This window comes from Ralstonia sp. Ralssp135 (genome assembly GCF_047304345.1).
Classification (GTDB): Bacteria; Pseudomonadota; Gammaproteobacteria; order Burkholderiales; family Burkholderiaceae; genus Ralstonia; species Ralstonia chuxiongensis.
Genome location: NZ_JBGLYZ010000005.1, coordinates 14,017 through 33,203 on the forward strand (window position 1 = coordinate 14,017; position 19,187 = coordinate 33,203).

Consider the following 19,187-nt stretch of genomic DNA (forward strand, 5'->3'; position numbering starts at 1 on the left):
ATGGCCGCTGGGGACGTGCACGCATTAGCAATCCGCAACACCATGCGCACCGAAGCCCCGCCGACATCGACGGGGCTTTTTGTTTTTTGCGCGTTCCATCCGCTGTCGCATCAACCGGGGTATCCAACCTCGATTCAACCGCCGCTTCCCTATCGATGAAACAGGAAGATCAAATGCCAGCCATGTCGCCCCCTTTCGCAATGCCCCTCGATCTGTACCGAGCGCTCTCGAACGTGTGGTCCGCAGATACATCGAGCCCGACCGATGCGTGGTCACCGTCAAATCCGGCGCAGAATCATTGCAGCGTGACTTCGCTTGTCGTGCAGGACTATTTCGGTGGAGACATCCTCACGACGCAGACGCCAGGCGGCACGCACTTCTACAACCGGATCGACGGCAAGATGTGGGATCTGACAGTGAGCCAGTTTGCCGAGCCGGTGCCGTATGACGACACGCCGTCCACGCGCGAAGCCGCGTTGGCTGATACCTCACCGGAAAAATACGCACTGCTCGTGTCGAGGCTGAAGGCGAGCAGGTAGCGCTTGCCGCTCGGTATCCCGCAGCATCCGGCCAGCCTGGCGCGAATTGACGGCGGTGCCTGTTCGATGCTGCGTCGTGCTTGCGCGCGCTTGTGCGTGCTCGACGGGGCGCGGGCAGGAGGCACCCCGGCTTTTAGGCGCCATTTCTGGTGTTTCGCTGCCAGTGATACCGCGCTCACCCCCGTAGGGAGGGGGCTGCCGCGCCCCATGCGCGACGATATTCCCACGTAAAATCCGGAGCGCGCGCCGCCATGCTCGGCGCCCTGTTTTGATATCCGGATGTACGTCGATCTTCTTACCCTTTATCTCCTTGCCGTCGGAATCCTGCTCGCCAGCGCTGGAATGCTGTTCTGGGAGCATCGGACCAACCCCCGGCGCAGCAAGGCGTTGCGCCTGCTGGCGGCCGGGTTTGCGACGCTCTCGCTCGGGTGCACGGCCGTGCTGTTCCGCCACGTAGTGCCGGGTGCGACGGGCGCAGCACTCTGCAACCTCATCATGCTGTGCGGCTATCTGCTCGTGCTGTCGGGCGTGGCGGCGCTGAACGGGCGGCAGTATCGCGGCGCCGCAGCCGGCGTGCTCATCGGCATGGCCCTGGTCTGGGCGATCTGGGGTGCGCAGTGGCAAGGCATCCTCTGGAACTACGTCAGCGCGATTCCGATTGCATTGGTCAGTGCGATGACGGCCCGGGAAATGTGGCGATGCGACACCATGAAGCCGCTGCGCCCGCGACAACTCGTGGTGATGGTGACGACCCTGCATGCCGCGCTCTACCTTGCCCGCGGGCTCGCGCTGCCCTGGCTGGTGTCCGCATTCGGGCCGGCCATGCAGCCGCTGGCCAGCAAGTTGACGATGATCGAGGGCGTCTTGTACGCGATGGTGTTGCCGATGACGTTGCTGAAGCTCATTCGGGACGAAGCCCATGGCCAGCTTCTGAGCGAATCGCAGACGGACTACCTGACCCGCCTTGGCAATCGCCGCTGGTTCTTCGAACGGGGCGAACGCCTGATCGAAGGTATTGGCAGCCACCGCCCCATCGCCATGCTCGTGTTCGATCTAGACCGGTTCAAGTCCATCAACGACCGCTATGGACACCAGGCTGGCGACACCGTTCTCAAGGTGTTTGCGGAAATCGCGCAGGGCGTGCTTGGCCCCGGCGTAATGCTTGCGCGCATTGGCGGCGAGGAATTCGCCGCGTTGCTGTCGGGCGACGACGCCCGCCATGCCAGAACGCGGGGCGAGGCCGTGGCCAAGTGTTTTGCGGAGGCGGTTCAACGCCGCAGCGACAGCGCCGGCATTCTGGCGACAGTCAGCATTGGCATGGCTCAGTTCGACGCCGATCTGCCGTCGCTGGCGGATGGTCTGGCTGCTGCAGACAAGGCGCTCTACCGTGCCAAATCGCTGGGCGGCAATCGGCTTGAAGTCGCGCAGCCTGCCGGGCAAGTCGACGAGGCTGTGTTCTCGTAACGGTGAACGTTGTTCAGTCCGTCCGGCCGGCGCGCAGGTCGCTCTTGCGGATGAGCTGCAAGAGCGTCTCCGCAGGCTTGCTCAAGCGCCGCGCAGACAACGTAATGAATTCGATTGCCGGCAGCGGCGGCAGGACATCGCCATTGACGGGCGGTACCAGCCCGCCGCCGGCCAGGTTCTGCGCACGCACGGTAATCCCCAGGCCGCCGCGTGCGGCCGCAATACACCCGGAATGACTGCTGCTGGTGCAGACCACGCGCCACAGCCAACCGGCCGCGGCCAGCGTGTCCAGCACGATTGCGCGGGTTACGCTCGGCTCGTTGACAAGGATGAGCGGCAGCGGCTGACTCACATCGACCACGGTACCGGGCCGCGCCAGCCATTCGAGCTGCCCTCGGAATAGCGGGACACCACGTCGGCCGCCTTCGCGGCGCTTGCCGACAATCAGGTCAAGCGAGCCGTCTTCGATGCCTTCGTACAGCTTGCTGGTCATCCCCATCGTGATTTCAAGCTCGACATCCGGGTGCGTGGCCCGGAAAGCGGCAAGCAGATTGGGCAGCGGCCCCTGCGCCAGGTCTTCCGAAGAGCCCAGCCGGACACGGCCCTGCAGCCGGGGCGCACTGAACTGCAACTCGGCGCGCGCCAGGGATTCGAGGATCAACTTCGCGTGAACGAGCAGGGCCTCGCCGTCGGGTGTGAGCGAGACCGAATGGGTGTCGCGCACAAATAACCGCCGGTTCACGCTTTGCTCGAGCCGGCGGATGTGATCGCTGACCGACGATTGCGACAGGTCAAGCTGGCGCCCCGCCTCCGTAAAGCTATGTGCGGCGGCCACCGTGGCGAAGGTTTGAATCCAGACAGGATTGAGCATGCCGGCATTGTCATCGGGTTTTCCGATAACAGTCAACGTCTCTAGAGGGGGTCCCGATTGGCTATCCATCGGTAGCATTGCGGGTGATGTCCGGCGCTTTCCGGACAGCATTCCAGGATTCACATGCACACCGCTTCAACTTCCGCCACCCCACAGAGCGCCTCGCAGAAGGCCATGCTGTGGATTGTCTTTGCCGGCTTCTTCATGCAGGCGCTGGACACAACCATCGTCAATACTGCGCTGCCATCGATGGCAGGCAGCCTCGGTGAAAAGCCGCTCGACTTGAAATCGGTGGTGGTGGCCTACACGCTGACCATGGCCATGCTGACGCCAGCATCAGGGTGGCTGGCGGACAAGTTCGGTACGCGGCGCGTCTATTTCACCGCGATCCTGATTTTTGTTCTCGGTTCGGTGTTCTGTGCAACGGCACACACGCTGCCGCAACTGGTGATCGCACGTGTGCTGCAAGGGATTGGCGGATCGATGCTGTTGCCGATCGGCCGGCTGGCGGTGCTGCGCAACATTCCGGGCGAGCAGTACATCGCAGCGTTGGCCTTCGTGTCGGTGGCGGGACAGGTTGGTCCGCTCCTGGGGCCCGCCCTGGGCGGTTGGCTCGTGCAGGATGTCTCGTGGCACTGGATTTTCCTGATCAACGTGCCGGTGGGTTTCGTCGGTCTGTTTGCGGTACGGCGCTATCTGCCGCAAGACGCCGTGCGCGCCGTGGCGCCATTCGATTGGCTTGGCTGCGGGCTGCTGTCGTTGTGCATGGTGGCCTTCTCGCTGGCGCTCGAAAACGGTGCACGTAGCCCCTGGAGCGTGGCGCTGATCGCCGTGAGCATCGTCAGCGCGCTGCTTTATATTCCGCACGCAAGGCGGCGAGTGGCACCGCTGTTCCAGCTTGCGCTCTTTCGCGAACCGAACTTCAGCATTGGGCTGGTCGGCAACCTGTTTTGCCGCATCGGTTCCGGCGCCGTGCCATTCCTGTTACCGCTGCTGTTCCAGTTGCAGCTTGGGTATTCGCCGTTCCATTCGGGGTTGCTGCTATTGCCCATTGCCATTGCCGGCATGCTCGCCAAGCGTTGGGTGGTTCCGCTCGTGAACCGGTTCGGATACGACGTGTTTCTCCAGGTCAACACGTGGGTCGTCGGTGTCTCGATTGCCTCGTTTGCGGCCATGTCGCCGGGCTGGCCGCTGGCGCTATCGATCGTGCAACTGTCGGTGTTTGGATGGGCGAATTCGATGCAGTTCGCGGCCATGAACAGCATCACGCTCAAAGGCTTGTCGCATCAGGATGCGGGCAGCGGCAACAGCTTGTTCTCGATGGTGCAGATGCTCGCAATCGGCCTGGGCGTATCGATCGGGGGCGGTCTTGTCAGCCTTTTCTCGGTCAAGCTTGGTGTGGCCGCGCCGGCGTATCGGCTGGCGTTCTTCACCATGGGCGTGGTGACGGTGTTCTCTGCATGGATTTTCCGCAGGCTTGACGCCAAGCCCGCGCCGCTCCATGCCAAGAACGTAGAAGCCAAGACTGTGCAGGCGCGCTAACGATTGCAGGCGCTGCGTAGGCCGGGCCTCATCCGCGCATGCGCAGAAGATCGGCGTAGGAGACCAATTTGCGCTTTCCCGTCCCGAGCGTCTTGCGCTTTGAGGTTGACCGGCCTGGCTTGCTGCGCTCGAACTTGGCCGCGGCACGTGCATCTTCCTTGGCATGGACGCTGGCGGATTTCGTTTCCGCCTTGGCGCGTTCGGCTTCCAGGCGTGCGGCCACCCGCTCTTCGCGCGCAACTTCCTGTGCTGCCGAGAGGATTTCTGCCTTGAGTAGATCGCGTCGCTGTTTGGCGGCAACGCGGGCGGCCTGCAGTTGTTCCTTCCGTTGCCGAAGCCAGTCTTTTCGGCTCACTGGCGCGGGCCGTGCCTCTGCCGGCACGCTCAGGCGCAAAGCCCGGCTGGCGGCGACTTTCTCGGCATAGATCTGGCGACGCGGATCGCGTTTCGCATCACTCATGGTGCGTAGCGCTCCCTGGCGGTACGGGTCTGCCGCCGTGCATGAGCAAGGGATGGCGGGTCATGACGTTCATTCCGTCAACCGTACCATAGGGTTTCAAGTCCCGCAGGGGTGCTGCCCGCCCATCAAGCCTTCTGGCGCCCGTTCCGGCAGGCGCGCGAACGCGCAGCGACGTCGCGTCGCCATGCCGGTGCGGTATTCCACCTCAGTCAGGCGGCATCTCAGCCGTTGAGCTACGGCGGTTGATGCCCCCGGAGCGCTCATCCAGGAGCATTTTTTCCGCCGCCTGCAATACCGTATGTGCGTGAATACGCAACCAAATTGCATCGCCGTTGGCGCAAAATAGTGGTTTGGGCATTTTTGTGTCCCCTCGCACTCTTGGAGACGGTATGAACAACGTTGTCGAATCGGCTATTTCGATCGAGAAGCGCCCGAACCCTGTTCCGGCGGAAGAGCGGGCGCGCCTGCTGGAAAACCCCGCTTTCGGCCGCGTCTTCACGGATCACATGGCCACCATCCGCTACACCGAGGGTAAGGGCTGGCACGACGCCAAGATCGGCGCGCATGGCCCGATCCAGTGCGATCCGTCCACGCTGGTGTTGCACTACGCGCAGGAAATCTTCGAGGGCATGAAGGCCTACCGCCTGCCGGATGGCGGCGGTGCGCTGTTCCGCCCGGAGGCGAACGCGCGCCGGTTCCAGAATTCTGCCAAGCGCCTGGCAATGCCCGCGCTGCCGGAAGATCTCTTCCTGCAGGCCGTGCGCGAGCTGGTCAAGCTGGACCGTGACTGGATTCCGTCGGGCCAGGGCTCGTCGCTGTACCTGCGCCCCTTCATGATCGCCACCGAAGTGGTGTTGGGCGTGAAGCCGTCGGCCGAATACCTGTTCTGCGTGATTGCCTGCCCGGTGGGCGCGTACTTCAAGGGCGACGCATCGTCGGGCGTCACCATCTGGGTGTCGGACAACTACACGCGCGCCGCGCCCGGCGGTACGGGCGAGGCCAAGTGCGGCGGCAACTACGCTGCCAGCCTGGTCGCCCAGGCCGAAGCCACCCGCGAGGGCTGCGACCAGGTCGTCTTCCTCGACGCGGTGGAGCGCAAGTGGATTGAAGAGCTGGGCGGCATGAACGTGTTCTTCGTCTTCGATGACGGTTCTCTGCAGACGCCGCCGCTCACGGGCACGATCCTGCCCGGCATCACGCGCGATTCGCTGATCACGCTGGCGCGCGGCATGGGCTTGACTGTGCGTGAAGAGCCGTACTCCATCGACCAATGGCAGGCCGACGCCCAAAGCGGCCGCCTGCGCGAAGCCTTTGCATGCGGTACCGCAGCGGTCGTCACGCCCATCGGCAAGGTCAAGGGCCACAAGCACAACTTCACCATCGGCGATGGCAAGGCGGGCGAGCTGACGACCAAGCTGAAGGCGGCGCTGGTCGATCTGCAGAACGGTCGCGCACCGGACCCGCACGGCTGGCTCGACCGCCTGTTCTGAGACCGGGATGGCTGAGTCGCTTTCTGCGCTTTCGGTGGATGGGACCGAGGCATGGATCACCACACCCGATGGCCGTCTGCATGCCCGGCAATGGGGCGGCCCGGTTGACGATGCCGGCAAACCGCCCATCGTGCTGCTGCACGACTCGCTCGGCTGCGTAGCGCTGTGGCGTGATTTTCCGCAGCACCTGGCGCAGTCGACCGGGCATGCGGTCATCGCCTACGACCGGCTTGGCTTCGGCCAATCCGACGCCTTTGCGGGCCAGCTCGATCCGGGCTTCATTCAGCAGGAAGCGTACGGTAGCTTTGCCGCGCTGACCGAGCAACTTGGCGTGGACCGCTTCATCGTCTTCGGCCACAGCGTTGGCGGTGGGATGGCCGTGTCGATTGCGGCGGCGTATCCGGGCCGCTGCGCGGGGTTGATCACCGAGTCGGCGCAGTCGTTCGTGGAAGAGCAAACGCGCGAGGGCATCCGCGTTGCCCAGGCACAGTTTGCACAGCCCGGTCAGATGGGCCGGCTGGAGCGCTATCACGGCAGCAAGGCGCAATGGGTGCTGGATGCGTGGGTCAACACGTGGTTGTCTCCGGCGTTTGCGCAGTGGTGCCTGGACGATGCGCTGCTTGCCGTGCGCAGCCCCGTGCTGGCGGTGCACGGCACCGAAGATGAATACGGCTCGACTGCTCAACCCGAACGCATCGTCACGCTGGCCGGTGCACCCGCCACGCTCAAACTCGTGCCGCGTTGCGGGCACGTGCCGCATCGGGAGCAGGAGGCCGCTGTGCTGGATGCGGTCAACACGTTCCTCCCCACATTGGCCTGATTCGCATTGCCCACCGGCGCCCTCGGGCGCTGGCATAAGCGGTTGTTGCGAGCCTCCGTTCAGGTGCGTCGCACCAAAATCGAACGACCGTTTTTAAATCGTCCGTTTCAATCGACTGCTTTTTTCCCGCCTTCAGAGGGCTGCACAGCGGCCGCTTTGTTTGGAGTTTCGCGCCTAGTTTCTGGCGTTGGTCTCTCCTCCTGCTGCGCCTATAACGCAAGTGTCGGGCACGACCCCGGCGGCGCACGCATGTGCGTACACAAGCCAAGCCACCCAGCGGGGCAAAACAGGAGGAAGACAATGGCAACACCCGGCATGGTCGCGTCCGTGGAATGGACCGACGGCAAGCGCTATCTCTGGATGCTCGGCGCGCTGACCATCACGCTACCCATCATCGCGGCCGTTTCGGCGCTTGCGACGGGCTGGCATCCGCTCTGGTGGGCGGGGCCGTTCATCGTGTTCACGATCATTCCGTTGCTCGATTTGCTGATTGGCGACGACCGTGACAACCCGCCCGAAGAAGTCGTCCCGACGCTGGAAAAACAGCGCTACTACCGTCGCATCGTCTACTTGGCGACCACCGTGCTCTACGTTAGTTTTGCGGTGGCGATGTGGGTGCTGCGCACGTATGACCTAGCCTGGTACGACTACATTGCGTTCGCGTTTTCGGTGGGCGTCGTGACAGGTATCTCGATCAACACCGCGCATGAGCTGGGTCACAAGACAGACCGTTTCGAACGGTGGCTCGCGAAGATCACGCTGGCGCCAGTCGCTTACGGGCACTTCTATGTGGAGCACAACCGCGGTCACCATGTGCGCGTGGCCACGCCGGCCGATCCGGCAAGTGCGCGCTATGGCGAGTCGTTCTGGGAGTTTCTGCCGCGCACGGTGGTGGGCAGCGTCAAATCGGCGTGGGCATTGGAGAAGCGTCGGCTGGAGCAGCATGGCCACTCGGTCTGGTCATGGCGCAACGATGTGCTTAACGCCTGGGCGATGACCGTGGTGCTGTGGGGCGTGTGCATTGCGTTTGTCGGGCTGAAGGCGGTGCCGTTCCTGATCATCCAGGCCATCTACGGCGCGTCGTTGCTGGAGGTGGTGAACTACCTGGAGCACTACGGCCTGTGCCGCCAGCAATTGCCCAGCGGCCGCTACGAGCGATGCACACCGCAGCACTCGTGGAACAGCAACCACGTGGTGACGAACCTGTTCCTGTATCAACTGCAGCGACATGCCGATCACCACGCCAACCCGACGCGCTCATTCCAGGCGCTGCGGCATTTCGAGCATTCGCCGCAACTGCCTGCCGGTTATGCCGCGATGATCCTGATCGCCTATGTGCCGCCGCTGTGGTTTCGCATGATGAACCCACGCGTGGTGGCGCATTACAAAGGCAACATGTCGCTGGCGAACATCAAGCCGTCGATCCGCGACAAGGTGCTCGCGCAGTATCCGGCGCGCGCCTGAGCTGCCGGCCTTAGCGCCGCGCCACCAGGTACTGCACACCCTGCGCGCCGTAGCGCTCGGTGTGCGGTGCGTTGGCTGCCAGATGGAATGTGTCGCCGGGCCGGTAGACGCGCTCGGCGCCGCCTGCGCGGATATGGATTTCTCCTTCCAGGATGAGCGCTTTCGCCTCGAACGGGTGCGTGTGCGTGTCCAGCTCGCCTGCGTCTCGCGTAACGACGACAAACTCTGTAAAGCCCTCTGCTCTTAGCGCGCTGACGAATGCGTCACGGTCCATTGACGTGTCTCCATAGGGCGCCGTATGGGCGCAGAATGTCGAGGCGCCACCGAACCTCCGGCCCTGCCATGAACGCCATCACGCCCGCCGCCTTGCTTGAACCCGCTCCAGTCAGCCTGCGCTCCAGCGAGGGCCGCGGCTGGGACGGCTTTGCCGCCACCCTGCTCGGCATCCGCCCCGGCACGTACCGTGTGCCCGCCATGGCGCATCACCGCGTCACCGTGCATGTCGGCGCACCCGTGCGGACGAACTGCGTATGCGACGGCCGCCGTTATTCGGGCATCCAGGCGCACGGCGATGCGAACGTGATTCCCGCCGGCCTGCCCGGCATGTGGACGGACGATGCCGACTGCCGGATTCTGCGGATCGCCATCACCGACACGTTTGTGCGCAGCATCTGCGAACAGGTGGGTGCACCGGCAGACATGACGCCGCGTCTGCAATGGCGCGATGCGCGCGTGCACCATCTTGCCGCTGCGCTGGGGGCCGAACTGGAGGCGGAAGACACCTCCGATGCGTTGTATGCGGAAAGCCTGTGCACGGCATTGGTGGTCCGTCTGCTCAACAGCAGTCGGGATGTGGCTGCCGGGGCGGCCAACAGCGCTCGCACGCTGGCGCCCCGCGTGGCTGCACGCGTGATCGACTACATCGAAGCCCATCTGCACCAGCGCCTGACGCTGGCCGAACTGGCGGCGCAGGCCGGCTTGAGCGTGCCGCATTTCAACGTGCTGTTTCGTGCAACGCTGGGCGTGCCGGTGCATCGCTATGTCGTGCAGCGCCGCGTCGAACGCGCGAAAGTGCTGCTGCTTGAAGGCCGGCGCAGCGCATCGCAGGTCGCGCTCGAGGTCGGCTTCGCGCACCAGAGCCACATGACGCAGTGGATGCAACGGTTGCTCGGTGTGGGCCCGCGTGACATCGCGCGCGCGGGCAAGGCTGCGGCCGCTTCTCCGGACACGCCGGCCGGGTAGCCAATCCTCCGAATCTGCCGGATTCCTCCGTTTCTGCAAGTCGGGTTTGCAAGACCGCCCTAAGCTCGTGCCTCCCACTTGAGAGGAGCGCGAACATGTTTGTCATCTTTGGGGCGTCGGGCAAAGTTGGCCGCGCCACCGCCGCGGCACTTCGCAACGCGGGCCGGCCAGTGCGCGCGGTGGTGCGCCATGCGCGGCAAGGCGAGGCGCTGGCCAGGCTCGGCTGCGACATTGCGATTGCCGACCTGACAGATCCGACCTCCGTCGCATCGGCCATCAAGGGCGCCACGGCCGTGCAGATTCTGTGTCCGGTGCCGGTGCGTGATGCGGACCCAGCGGCGACCATGGAGCGCATGGTCGACGTGGCGGCTGATGCGTTGCGCGCCAACCCGCCCTCGGCTGTGCTGGCCTTGTCCGACTACGGCGCAGAACTGGACCGGGGCACCGGCCTGACGCGGTTGTTTCATCTGCTGGAAGAGCGGCTCAAGCCGCTGGAGACGCACCTGACGTTGCTGCGTTCAGCAGAGCACGCGCAGAACTGGGCGGCGATGCTGCCCGTCATGCTGGCAACAGGACGGCTGCCGAGCCTGCACCAGCCGCTGGAGCGCGCGTTTGCGACTGTCGCCACGCAAGACGTTGGTGCGCTGGCCGCCGAATTGTTGCTGGAGGCGCCATCGGCAAAAACGCCGCGCATCGTCAGCGTGGAGGGCCCGCGCCGCGTGAGCCTGGTCGACGTGGCACGCGCCTTCAGCGCCGTCGTCGGCCGCGAAATTGTTGCCGATGCACTGCCGCGCACCGCCTGGGCGCCGATGCTGCAACGCGCCGGTCTGAGCGCGAATCACATGCAGCTCATCACCGAACTGTACGACGCGGTCAACGCCGGGCAGATCGACGTGGAGAAGGGCGTATCCGAGCAGCGTTTCGGCAAGACCGAGCTGCACGATGTGTTTGCCTCGATGCTCGCGGCGCACGTGCAGTCGAGATAGTTTGGGGAGTCGTCCAGGGCGTCTGGATGGTCCGCCGCTTTGCGCCTATCCTTCGCAGCATTGCTCAAGCCGACGCCCCGTGCGGGCGAGGAGGCCACCGTGATGATTTCCGCACGCTGTCTTGTCCTGGCGCTGCTGCTGGCCGCGCCGGCCACCCACGCTGAAGACGACCTGCAGAACCGCGGTCACGACCCGTTCTTCCAGATTTCGTCAGGCGTAGCCAACTGCCCCGAGCCGGCCGGCCCGCGCATCACCGAGGCGGAATGGAAGCGTGATTCCCACCACCGAATCGAGCACGGCAACCATTGTTGGCTGGAAGGGCGCTGCCGCCAGTTCAACTCTTTCGCCTACGACGATGAGATTGCCGAGACTGCGAAGCGGCGCCTGCAATGGATGTCCATCCATGTGCCGGGATGGAAGCAGAACACCACGCTGTGGGTGACGATATGGGAGCGGTGGATGCTGGTGCAGGGCTGCGTGGCACCGGGTTATGCGCTGGCGCCGTTCATGACCGCCCTGCATGACGTGCCCGATGTCGAACGCTTCATCAACGAGACAACAGCACACCCGGAGCGGGGCGTGCCGTATGCGTTGTTCCACAAGGGCGCAGTTGCCAAGCCCTGAGAGCCAATCGGCCTCTACCTTCTGACGTTTCGGCTCAGCGAGTGTGCTTCTGATAAGTGCCGACAAGTTCGGCTTCAGCCAGCACATGGCCACGCATGGCCCGCTCCAACTCGGCCTTGGTAGGTGCGCCAAGCTCCGGCAGTTCGACGTTCAGCGCGTAGAGCTTGTGGTAGTAGCGATGGCGCCCGACGGGCGGGCAGGGGCCGCCGTATGCGGTGCGCTTCCAGTCGTTGTTGCCGGGGCGTGCGCCGGGAGGCAGTCCCGTGCGCGACGCGTCTTCCGACAGCGAAGTCGTGGCGGGTGGGATGTTGTAGAGCACCCAGTGGACCCACGTCATCTTTGGTGCGGCGGGGTCGGGGGCGTCGGGGTCATCGACAATCAATGCCAGGCTGCGCGTGCCGGCCGGGGCGCCGGCCCACGCGAGCGGCGGCGATGTATCCGCGCCTTCACATGTGAGGCGGCTGGGGATTTCGCCGCCGGCGGCAAAGGCCGGAGAGGTCAAGGTGAGCGTCATGGCGTTCCTCACTTGAGCGGAGACGGGAGGGCCACACAGCAGGGTTGCCAGCAGCAGCGCCCGGCCCAGCATTCGGAGCGTTCGGCAGTCTGCAGGCGGCATGTGCTAGGTCCTGGTTGGCGAGAGCGCATCGTCTAACGCGCTCCTGACTCCTTTCAAGCTAGTGCGCGGCGGCGGGGCAGACAAGCATTGCCGCCGTCGCCTCAGCGCCCATCGTCCACTGCCTTCAGGCGAACCACCCCAGCACCAACGCCGCCACAGCCGGCACCGTCTGCACGAAAAGAATCCGCTTGTTGACGGTGATGGCGCCCCAGATGCCGGCCACCGCCACGCAGATCAGCCCGAACAGCGCGAACGACGCGTTGACGGTCGGGTCTGGTGCCACCAGCCCAATCACCAGCGCAGCCACCAGGAAGCCGTTGTACAGGCCCTGGTTGGACGCCATGGCTGCAGTCTCGGCGGCTTTCTCGGGCGTCATGCCGAAGACCTTGGGCCCGCGCGTCTTCCAGAGCACCATTTCGAGCACAACGATATAGACGTGGATCAGCAATACGAGCAGGTAGGCGATGAGGCCGAGGGTTTTGATCATGGGAGGCAATCAGATGTGAACGTGCCGCCATGATAGAGACTTTGTGCCGCGTATCGGCACCCTGATGGAGGGGTATCGGCAGGGCAGAGGCGCACGCAGCCCATTCCCGCTGATGCGCCGCCTGCAAATTTCATCTGGCAGGACTATCCTGTGCGTTTTCGTTCCAGGCAGAGGAGCCATCGCATGACTGCATCGCAAGGATCCATGATCTCGTTCAAGCGCCCAGACGGGCAGGATGTCCAGGGCTATCTGGCCAAGCCCGCCAAGGCGGAAGGCGCCCCGGGCATCGTCGTCATCCAGGAGTGGTGGGGGCTGAACGACCAGATTCGCGGCGTGGCAGACCGCCTCGCACGCGCGGGCTACATGGCCCTGGTGCCCGATCTCTACCGCGGCAAGATGACGGTAGAAGAAGAGGAAGCCCACCATCTGATGACCAACCTGAATTTTGGCGACGCGGCCACGCAGGACGTGCGCGGCGCCGTCCAATATCTCAAGCAGACGTGCGCCCGCGTGGGCGTGACGGGCTACTGCATGGGCGGCGCGCTGACGCTTCTGACGCTGAGCAATGTGCCGGAAGCGGATGCCGGCGTGGTGTGGTACGGCTACCCTCCGCTGGAATACATCGACGCCTCGAAGATCAAGGTGCCGGTGCAGGGGCACTGGGGCACGCAGGACACCGCCTTCAAGATCGAAGGCGTTGATGCGCTGGAAAAGAAGCTCGTCGATGCCGGCGTCGATGTCGACTTCCACCGCTATCTCGCGCATCACGCTTTCGCCAATGAAACGGCCGTGGGCGAGAACCGCATCGCCATCACGCAATACGACCCGGTGTGGGCCGAACACGCGTGGGACCGCGCGCTGACGTTCTTTGGCCGCACGCTCTGGTCGCGTCAGGCGTAAGCGCTGCCCGAAGTGCGGGTTTGGCGGTAAGGCGCAATCACGAAATGCTGCAAACTGGCACGTGGGCTGCGCCGTTGCCGCCGCTATAATTCACGGCGCTGCCGCACCAACGGCAGCTGGGTTTAGCAGCCTATTTTTACCGTATGGCCGGACGGCCGCCTCGCGCGGCTTTTTCACGTCCGTGCTCGTGCACGTCTGCATCATGGCGGGCCGGGCAGGGGACCTTCGGGTCGCCGGCGTCCTACGGGCCGGTCTGCTAACCCTGTCGTCGGGCCCGCCACCCTCGTTTAGCAGCGATTAGTCGGGCCTTTTGCTATCCGTAGGAGGCTCCATGACTGTTGTGTTCAGTGGGCGTCGCCCCGCGTCCTATCCTTCCCCGCCTTGGTTGTGCCCCGTTCCGTTGCGATTCGGGAGCTGCCAATGACACTCACCAAACGCCGCGTCTACCTTGACGGTGCGCTGGAAGCGCGAACCTTTCTCTGCCGAACGCAGGCCTACGTGCGCGAGTTTGGACAACACCGGCCGCGCCTTTTGCGGCAGCAACTGATGCAGTACACGGGCAGCGCATATCCACCCGCATTTGCGCGTGGGTTTGTCGACATGATTGGGGCATACCTGTCGCTGGCACTCGAACGCAGCGATATCGATCCGGCCACGTGGGAACTGATGGCCGAGGTTGAACGGTTGCGATAGGAGCGCTGCAGGGGGCTGGAAATCAGACGCCCAGAATGCGCCGCGCCGCGCGGTCACCCCACCACGCGGCTTCTTCAAACACGGAATAGCCGGACAGGTCCGCATGCGCGTAGTGGATCGGCCCGGCGCTCTCACGCAGGCGCGCAATGCCCGGTCGGGAGAGAAAGCCCGGTGTGGGAATCGCCATCGCGTGGCCGCGCAGCGTCAGGTCTGCGCGGCGTATCTGCGTGCGCAGGCGAATGCCGTACACCGTATCCAGATCGGCCAGCGCGCGATCGAGCAGCGCTTGCGGCGATGCCTTCAGCAGCCATTCACGCGCGGTCTTCGGCGTCATGTCCGACAGCGCCACGTAGGCCGTGAACACGCTCTGCGCGGGCGGGCCGACGCGAATGTCCTGGTGATTGGCCACCACGTAGCCCAGGCCCGTGCCGCGATAGACCACGTTGTCCCACGCCAGCGGCGTGTCGTCGTGTTCGGGCGGAAAGCCATCGATGAGCAGGTTGGCGAGCAGCCACGGCGCAGCTTCGGGCAACTCGGCGGCGGGCACATCAAAGCCCTCGACGATGTGTTTGGCAACGTGCATCGGCATCGCGCTGACCACGTGATCGGCCAGCAGGCGCACGACGCGGCCGTCTGCCTGCAGCACATCGGCGAAGACGCGTGCGCCGGCCTCGTTCGTCGTGCCGATGCGCGCGGCGCTGCCCGGTAGCAAGCGGCCTGGTTCGTTCAATCCGGCCGCTTCGAACAGCCGCTCGGCCATCCAGTCCAACCCTTCCGGCCACGTGAGCACGGTGCCCTGCTCGGCGTTGCTCGCCATGCCGCCTCGGCTGGCGAAATACGCAATGCCGGCCCAGGCGGAAACGTGATCTGCCGTGGCGCCGTAATCGTCGCGGCAGCAGTAATCGGCGTACCAGTGCAGCGTGGCGGCGCGGTAGCCCTCGCGGTGCAGCCAGTCGCGGAATGTGAGCGCATCGAGCGCGCGCCATGCCGGGTCTGCGGACGAGAGCGCCGTCGGCACGGCAAAGATGCGGCGGCCATCGGCGCCCTTGGTTTGGCGCAGGTTGTCGATCTGGGCGAAGAAGCGGACGTGCTCCGCACGCTCATCGGGTGTGATGCCCTCATGCGGCACGAAGCCGTCTTGCCAGCGATTGCCGAGCCACAGGCGTTCATCGGGGGCATGCACGAGCACGCGTTCGTCGTACGTCGGGCGCAACGCAAATGGGTTGCGCTCGATCACGCTAAAGTCGGCCAGCATCTCGCGCACGTGCGTCGATTCCATCGACGGCAGCGGCAGGTAATGCGCACCGGTCGGGAAACGCTGCGTACCGAAGGCGCCGCCCGCGGCATTGCCATATCGCTCGGGGCCTTCCACGACCACCACGTCGTGCCGCCCGCTTTTTGCCAGCCGCCACGCGCAACTTAAGCCGCCGATGCCGCTGCCGCAGATGGCCACGCCGACGCGGCGCGTTTCCGACGGCGCGGGCAACGCGCGCAAGTCGCGCAATTGGTGGCCCGCAGCCTGACCCGGCATGCGCACGTTGGGCGTGATTTCCGTAAACGCCCGAAACCCCGCCCACGAAGCGGCGCCCGCAGCGGCCACGCCGGCCGCAGCTGCGCTCATCAGAAAGCTGCGTCTGCTGTTCATGATGTGCCGGTCATCAGCGCAGCACGCCGTGCCAGTCTTCTTCGAAATACCGCACCAGCGATTGGTTGTTCAGCCGGTTCGGCTCCACCTGCGGGCGCGGCATGTCGGGCGCAAAGCTGAACATCTGGTGCGTGGTGTCGGCATCCAGGAAGCGCGTCGGCACGCGGTATGACGTAGGCGGCTGGAAATCCGCGCGGCCAGGTGCCGCCAGGATGAAGCCCCATTCGCCAAAGGACGGCACCAGCGCGTGATATGGCCATGTACGGTAGCCGGCTTCCTTCAACGTCGCATCCACACACCAGTACGAGCGCGGCGCGAAATACGGAGACGTGGCTTGAATGACGACCAGGCCCGTATCCGCCACATGGCGCGACAGCAGCCGATAGAACGGCACCGAATACAGCTTGCCGATGCTGAAGTTCGACGGGTCCGGAAAGTCCACGATGGCCACGTCAAACATGTCGGTAGCGGTCTGCATCCATTGCGCCGCATCGGCGTTGACCACCGTCACGCGCGGGTCGCTGAACGCATGCTGATTGAGCGCGACCAGCGCCTCAGCGTGCGAGAACAGGTTCGTCATGCGCGGGTCTAGGTCAACCAGCGTGACGTGCTCGATCTGCGGGTACTTCAGGATCTGCCGCAGCGCGAGGCCGTCGCCGCCGCCCAGCACCAGCACGCGCCGCGCACCGCGCACCGATTCCAGCGCAGGCAATACCAGCGCCTCGTGATAGCGGTATTCGTCGCGCGAGGAAAACTGCAGGTTGCCGTTGATGTACAGCCGCAGGTCGTCCTTCCAGCGTGTCACCACCAGCCGCTGATACGGCGAGGAAATCGCATGGATGATCTCGTCGCCAAAGAGCGCACGTTCAGACCAGTGCGTGAGCTTGTCCGATGCGCCAAAGCCCGCGAGCAATGCCGCCGCCACTGCACCCGCGCGCCACGCCATGGCCGCGCGCATGCGGGCCGAGAGCGCCAGCTCGGCGCGGAAGTGCCAGAGCGTCCAGACCGCAATCGCCGTATTGAACAGGCCGAACAGGAAGCCGGTGCGCACGAGCCCCAGGCGCGGCGCCAGCACCAGCGGAAACAGTAGCGACACCGCCAGCGCGCCTAGGTAATCGAACGTCAGCACGCGGCTGACGAGATCGGAGAACTTTGCCTGCCGCCGATGCAGCATGCGCATCACCAGCGGGATTTCCATGCCGACCAACACGCCGATCACCGTCACCAGCGCATACAACACCAGCCGGAACGGCGCCGATTCCAGCGCAAACAACGCAAACAGCGCCGCTGCAGATACGCCGCCGAACAGCCCGACCAGCAATTCCAGATCGACAAAGCGGGCGAGCAGCGCGTCATCGGCCACGTAGCGCGAGAGCCACGAACCGATGCCCATGGCAAACAGATAGGCGCCGATGATGGAAGAGAACTGCAGGATGGAATCACCCAGCAGATACGAAGCCAATGCCCCGGCAATCAATTCGTAAGCGAGCCCGCATGAGGCGACCACGAAGACGGCGAGGACCAGCAAGGCATTGCCGCGGCCCGCAGGCTGCGTGGGTTCGTATGTGGCGTCAGGCTGCGGCGTCGACATGCTGCGAAGGTGGAAAAATGAAGGTGCGTTAACAAACGGCGGATGCCAAGGCGAGCGCGATTGTGCCGCCTTTTTTCCCTCCCTGCGAGCCGGGTGGTGCTCGGCCGCATCGGGGGGTACGCAAGCGGCGCATCAGCCGCTATAGTGGCGCCACCTATGTACTGCACGGCCTTCCCATGCCCGACATGATCGCTCCCGTGATCGCCTACGCCTCGCACTTGCTGGCGGGCGCCGTGGTGTTCTCCGGCTTCTTTTTCGTCTATCTGCGCCTGACGCCGTATGACGAGTTCAAGCTGATCCGCGAAGGCAATATTGCGGCAGCGCTGTCGCTGTCCGGTGCGCTGCTCGGCTTCGTGCTCACCATTGCATCGAGCATCACGCATGCCGATGGCCTGGTGCCCTTTCTGTTCTGGGCGGTGATGGCGTCGGTGGTGCAACTGATCGTCTTCCTGGTGCTCACGCGGCTGATGCCGGACTACCGCTTGCAGATCGAGCACAACAATATCGCCGCCGGTATGCTGTTTGGCGTGAGCGCGCTGGCCGTGGGCGTGATCAACGCGGCGTGCCTGTCCTGACCTTGTCCTGATTATTCCTGCCCCGCGAATCATCGCGAAGGAGTTTGCTGTGAGCCTGTCCAGTTTCATCAAGAAGCAGTTCATCGACATCCTGCAATGGACGGAAAGCGAAGACGGCGTGCTTGCCTGGCGCTATCCGATGCAGGACATGGAAATCCAGAACGGCGGCACCCTGGTCGTGCGCGACTCGCAGATGGCGATGTTCGTCAACGAAGGCCAGATTGCCGACGTGTTCAGCGCCGGCACCTTCAAGCTGACCACGCAGACGCTGCCCGTTCTCACGTACCTGAAGAACTGGGACAAGCTGTTCGAGTCGCCCTTCAAGTCCGACGTTTACTACTTCAGCACGCGCCAGCAGCTCGGCCGCCGCTGGGGCACGCCGCAGCCCGTGACGGTGCGCGACAAGGATTTCGGCATGGTGCGCCTGCGCGCCTTTGGCGTGTATGCCTACCACGTGGCCGATCCGAAGCTGTTCTACCAGCAGGTGAGCGGCACGCGCGACATCTACACCGTGGATGAAGTCGAGGCGCAGCTTGGCCCCGTCATCATGGGGGCGATGGCCACCGCGTTTGGCGAATCCGGCGTGCCGTTCCTGGACCTGGCCGCCAACCAGATGCTGATGTCGAACAAGGTGCGCGAGGCGCTGCTGCCGCAGTTCACGCAGTACGGCCTGGCGCTCGACAGCTTCCAGGTGTCCAGCGTCACGCTGCCGGACGAATTGCAGGCCGCGCTGGACCGCCGCATCAGCATGGACATGACCGGCGACATGCAGCGCTTCACGCAATACCAGACGGCCGAATCGCTGCCGCTGGCCGCGCGCAACGAGGGCGGCATCGCCGGTACGGGCGCGGGTTTGGCGGCAGGGCTCGCGATGGGCCAGGCGATGGCCGAGAGCCTGCGCACGGCGGTGCAGGGCAACGCAGGTGGCGCGGCTGCTCCGGCGGCTCAACCTGCGGCTGCAGCCCCAGCGGCTCCAGCAGCGGACGACCCCACCGCTCGGCTGGCCAAACTCAAGGAGCTGCTCGACAAGGGCCTCATCACGCAAGCTGACTTTGATGCCGGCAAGGCTGCCGTGCTCAAGGCACTGACCGGAGGCTGAGCTTCGGCCCCGCTGATCGGATGACCGGGCGGCACCGCAAGCCGCCCGTTTTTCTGCGCAATTTTTCGCGCAATCGAAC

20 protein-coding genes are annotated in these 19,187 nt (G+C 64.6%); 13 read left to right on the forward strand and 7 right to left on the reverse strand.

The window, feature by feature from the left end; translation table 11 throughout:
* Positions 1–182: 182 nt before the first annotated feature.
* Entirely contained in the window at positions 183–539 is a 357-nt protein-coding gene (locus ACCD03_RS05820; RefSeq protein WP_325654801.1) for a hypothetical protein, read from the forward strand.
* Positions 540–818: 279 nt separating this feature from the next.
* A complete protein-coding gene (locus tag ACCD03_RS05825) occupies positions 819–2,003 on the forward strand; it encodes a diguanylate cyclase (RefSeq protein ID WP_413411063.1) in 1,185 nt (394 codons plus the stop codon).
* Between the two features lie 13 nt (positions 2,004–2,016).
* Here ACCD03_RS05825 and ACCD03_RS05830 read toward each other — a convergent pair whose 3' ends face one another.
* Positions 2,017–2,874, reverse strand: a complete 858-nt coding sequence (locus tag ACCD03_RS05830) for a LysR family transcriptional regulator (protein ID WP_024978489.1) — start codon at positions 2,872–2,874, stop codon at positions 2,017–2,019.
* 123 nt (positions 2,875–2,997) lie between these two features.
* Between ACCD03_RS05830 and mdtD the strand changes: the two genes are divergently transcribed.
* Positions 2,998–4,416 (forward strand): multidrug transporter subunit MdtD, encoded by a 1,419-nt coding sequence (mdtD, locus tag ACCD03_RS05835; RefSeq protein WP_413411064.1) that lies wholly within the window; start codon positions 2,998–3,000, stop codon positions 4,414–4,416.
* A gap of 28 nt (positions 4,417–4,444) precedes the next feature.
* Here the strand turns inward: mdtD and ACCD03_RS05840 are convergent, their stop codons facing one another.
* Entirely contained in the window at positions 4,445–4,876 is a 432-nt protein-coding gene (locus ACCD03_RS05840; protein WP_413411065.1) for a hypothetical protein, read from the reverse strand.
* A gap of 389 nt (positions 4,877–5,265) precedes the next feature.
* On the opposite strand from ACCD03_RS05840, the gene ACCD03_RS05845 reads away from it, so the two are divergent.
* The 3 genes from ACCD03_RS05845 (at position 5,266) to ACCD03_RS05855 (ending at position 8,650) form a co-directional block, all read left to right on the forward strand.
* Positions 5,266–6,366: a branched-chain amino acid aminotransferase gene (locus ACCD03_RS05845; protein WP_045201829.1), complete on the forward strand. Its 1,101-nt coding sequence runs from the start codon at positions 5,266–5,268 to the stop codon at positions 6,364–6,366.
* Between the two features lie 7 nt (positions 6,367–6,373).
* Entirely contained in the window at positions 6,374–7,186 is an 813-nt protein-coding gene (locus tag ACCD03_RS05850) for an alpha/beta fold hydrolase (RefSeq protein ID WP_413411066.1), read from the forward strand.
* A gap of 300 nt (positions 7,187–7,486) precedes the next feature.
* A complete protein-coding gene (locus ACCD03_RS05855) occupies positions 7,487–8,650 on the forward strand; it encodes an alkane 1-monooxygenase (protein WP_413411067.1) in 1,164 nt (387 codons plus the stop codon).
* A 10-nt stretch (positions 8,651–8,660) separates the two neighbouring features.
* Here ACCD03_RS05855 and ACCD03_RS05860 read toward each other — a convergent pair whose 3' ends face one another.
* Positions 8,661–8,924, reverse strand: coding sequence for a cupin domain-containing protein (locus ACCD03_RS05860; protein ID WP_413411068.1), 264 nt, complete (start codon positions 8,922–8,924; stop codon positions 8,661–8,663).
* 68 nt (positions 8,925–8,992) lie between these two features.
* Between ACCD03_RS05860 and ACCD03_RS05865 the strand changes: the two genes are divergently transcribed.
* The 3 genes from ACCD03_RS05865 (at position 8,993) to ACCD03_RS05875 (ending at position 11,502) form a co-directional block, all read left to right on the forward strand.
* Positions 8,993–9,892, forward strand: coding sequence for a helix-turn-helix domain-containing protein (locus tag ACCD03_RS05865; RefSeq protein WP_413411069.1), 900 nt, complete (start codon positions 8,993–8,995; stop codon positions 9,890–9,892).
* Between the two features lie 95 nt (positions 9,893–9,987).
* Positions 9,988–10,878, forward strand: a complete 891-nt coding sequence (locus ACCD03_RS05870) for an NAD(P)H-binding protein (protein WP_413411070.1) — start codon at positions 9,988–9,990, stop codon at positions 10,876–10,878.
* A gap of 102 nt (positions 10,879–10,980) precedes the next feature.
* On the forward strand, positions 10,981–11,502 hold the full coding sequence (locus ACCD03_RS05875; protein ID WP_156158325.1) for a BON domain-containing protein: 522 nt from the start codon (positions 10,981–10,983) through the stop codon (positions 11,500–11,502).
* A 34-nt stretch (positions 11,503–11,536) separates the two neighbouring features.
* On the opposite strand, the gene ACCD03_RS05880 is transcribed toward ACCD03_RS05875, so the two are convergent.
* A complete protein-coding gene (locus tag ACCD03_RS05880; RefSeq protein ID WP_413411071.1) occupies positions 11,537–12,016 on the reverse strand; it encodes a YbhB/YbcL family Raf kinase inhibitor-like protein in 480 nt (159 codons plus the stop codon).
* A 226-nt stretch (positions 12,017–12,242) separates the two neighbouring features.
* Positions 12,243–12,605: a DUF1304 domain-containing protein gene (locus ACCD03_RS05885; RefSeq protein ID WP_024978500.1), complete on the reverse strand. Its 363-nt coding sequence runs from the start codon at positions 12,603–12,605 to the stop codon at positions 12,243–12,245.
* A 183-nt stretch (positions 12,606–12,788) separates the two neighbouring features.
* Here ACCD03_RS05885 and ACCD03_RS05890 point away from each other — a divergent pair, with 183 nt between their 5' ends.
* Positions 12,789–13,505 carry a dienelactone hydrolase family protein gene (locus tag ACCD03_RS05890; RefSeq protein ID WP_413411072.1) on the forward strand — a complete coding sequence of 239 codons (717 nt, stop codon included), beginning with the start codon at positions 12,789–12,791 and terminating at the stop codon, positions 13,503–13,505.
* Between the two features lie 420 nt (positions 13,506–13,925).
* On the forward strand, positions 13,926–14,198 hold the full coding sequence (locus tag ACCD03_RS05895; RefSeq protein WP_045201813.1) for a hypothetical protein: 273 nt from the start codon (positions 13,926–13,928) through the stop codon (positions 14,196–14,198).
* A gap of 22 nt (positions 14,199–14,220) precedes the next feature.
* On the opposite strand, the gene ACCD03_RS05900 is transcribed toward ACCD03_RS05895, so the two are convergent.
* Entirely contained in the window at positions 14,221–15,843 is a 1,623-nt protein-coding gene (locus ACCD03_RS05900; RefSeq protein ID WP_413411073.1) for an NAD(P)-binding protein, read from the reverse strand.
* Between the two features lie 13 nt (positions 15,844–15,856).
* Positions 15,857–17,434: a polyamine aminopropyltransferase gene (locus tag ACCD03_RS05905; protein ID WP_413411074.1), complete on the reverse strand. Its 1,578-nt coding sequence runs from the start codon at positions 17,432–17,434 to the stop codon at positions 15,857–15,859.
* Between the two features lie 176 nt (positions 17,435–17,610).
* Between ACCD03_RS05905 and ACCD03_RS05910 the strand changes: the two genes are divergently transcribed.
* On the forward strand, positions 17,611–18,009 hold the full coding sequence (locus ACCD03_RS05910; protein WP_316673504.1) for a DUF350 domain-containing protein: 399 nt from the start codon (positions 17,611–17,613) through the stop codon (positions 18,007–18,009).
* Positions 18,010–18,058: 49 nt separating this feature from the next.
* Entirely contained in the window at positions 18,059–19,108 is a 1,050-nt protein-coding gene (locus ACCD03_RS05915) for an SPFH domain-containing protein (protein WP_325654825.1), read from the forward strand.
* Positions 19,109–19,187: the final 79 nt, after the last annotated feature.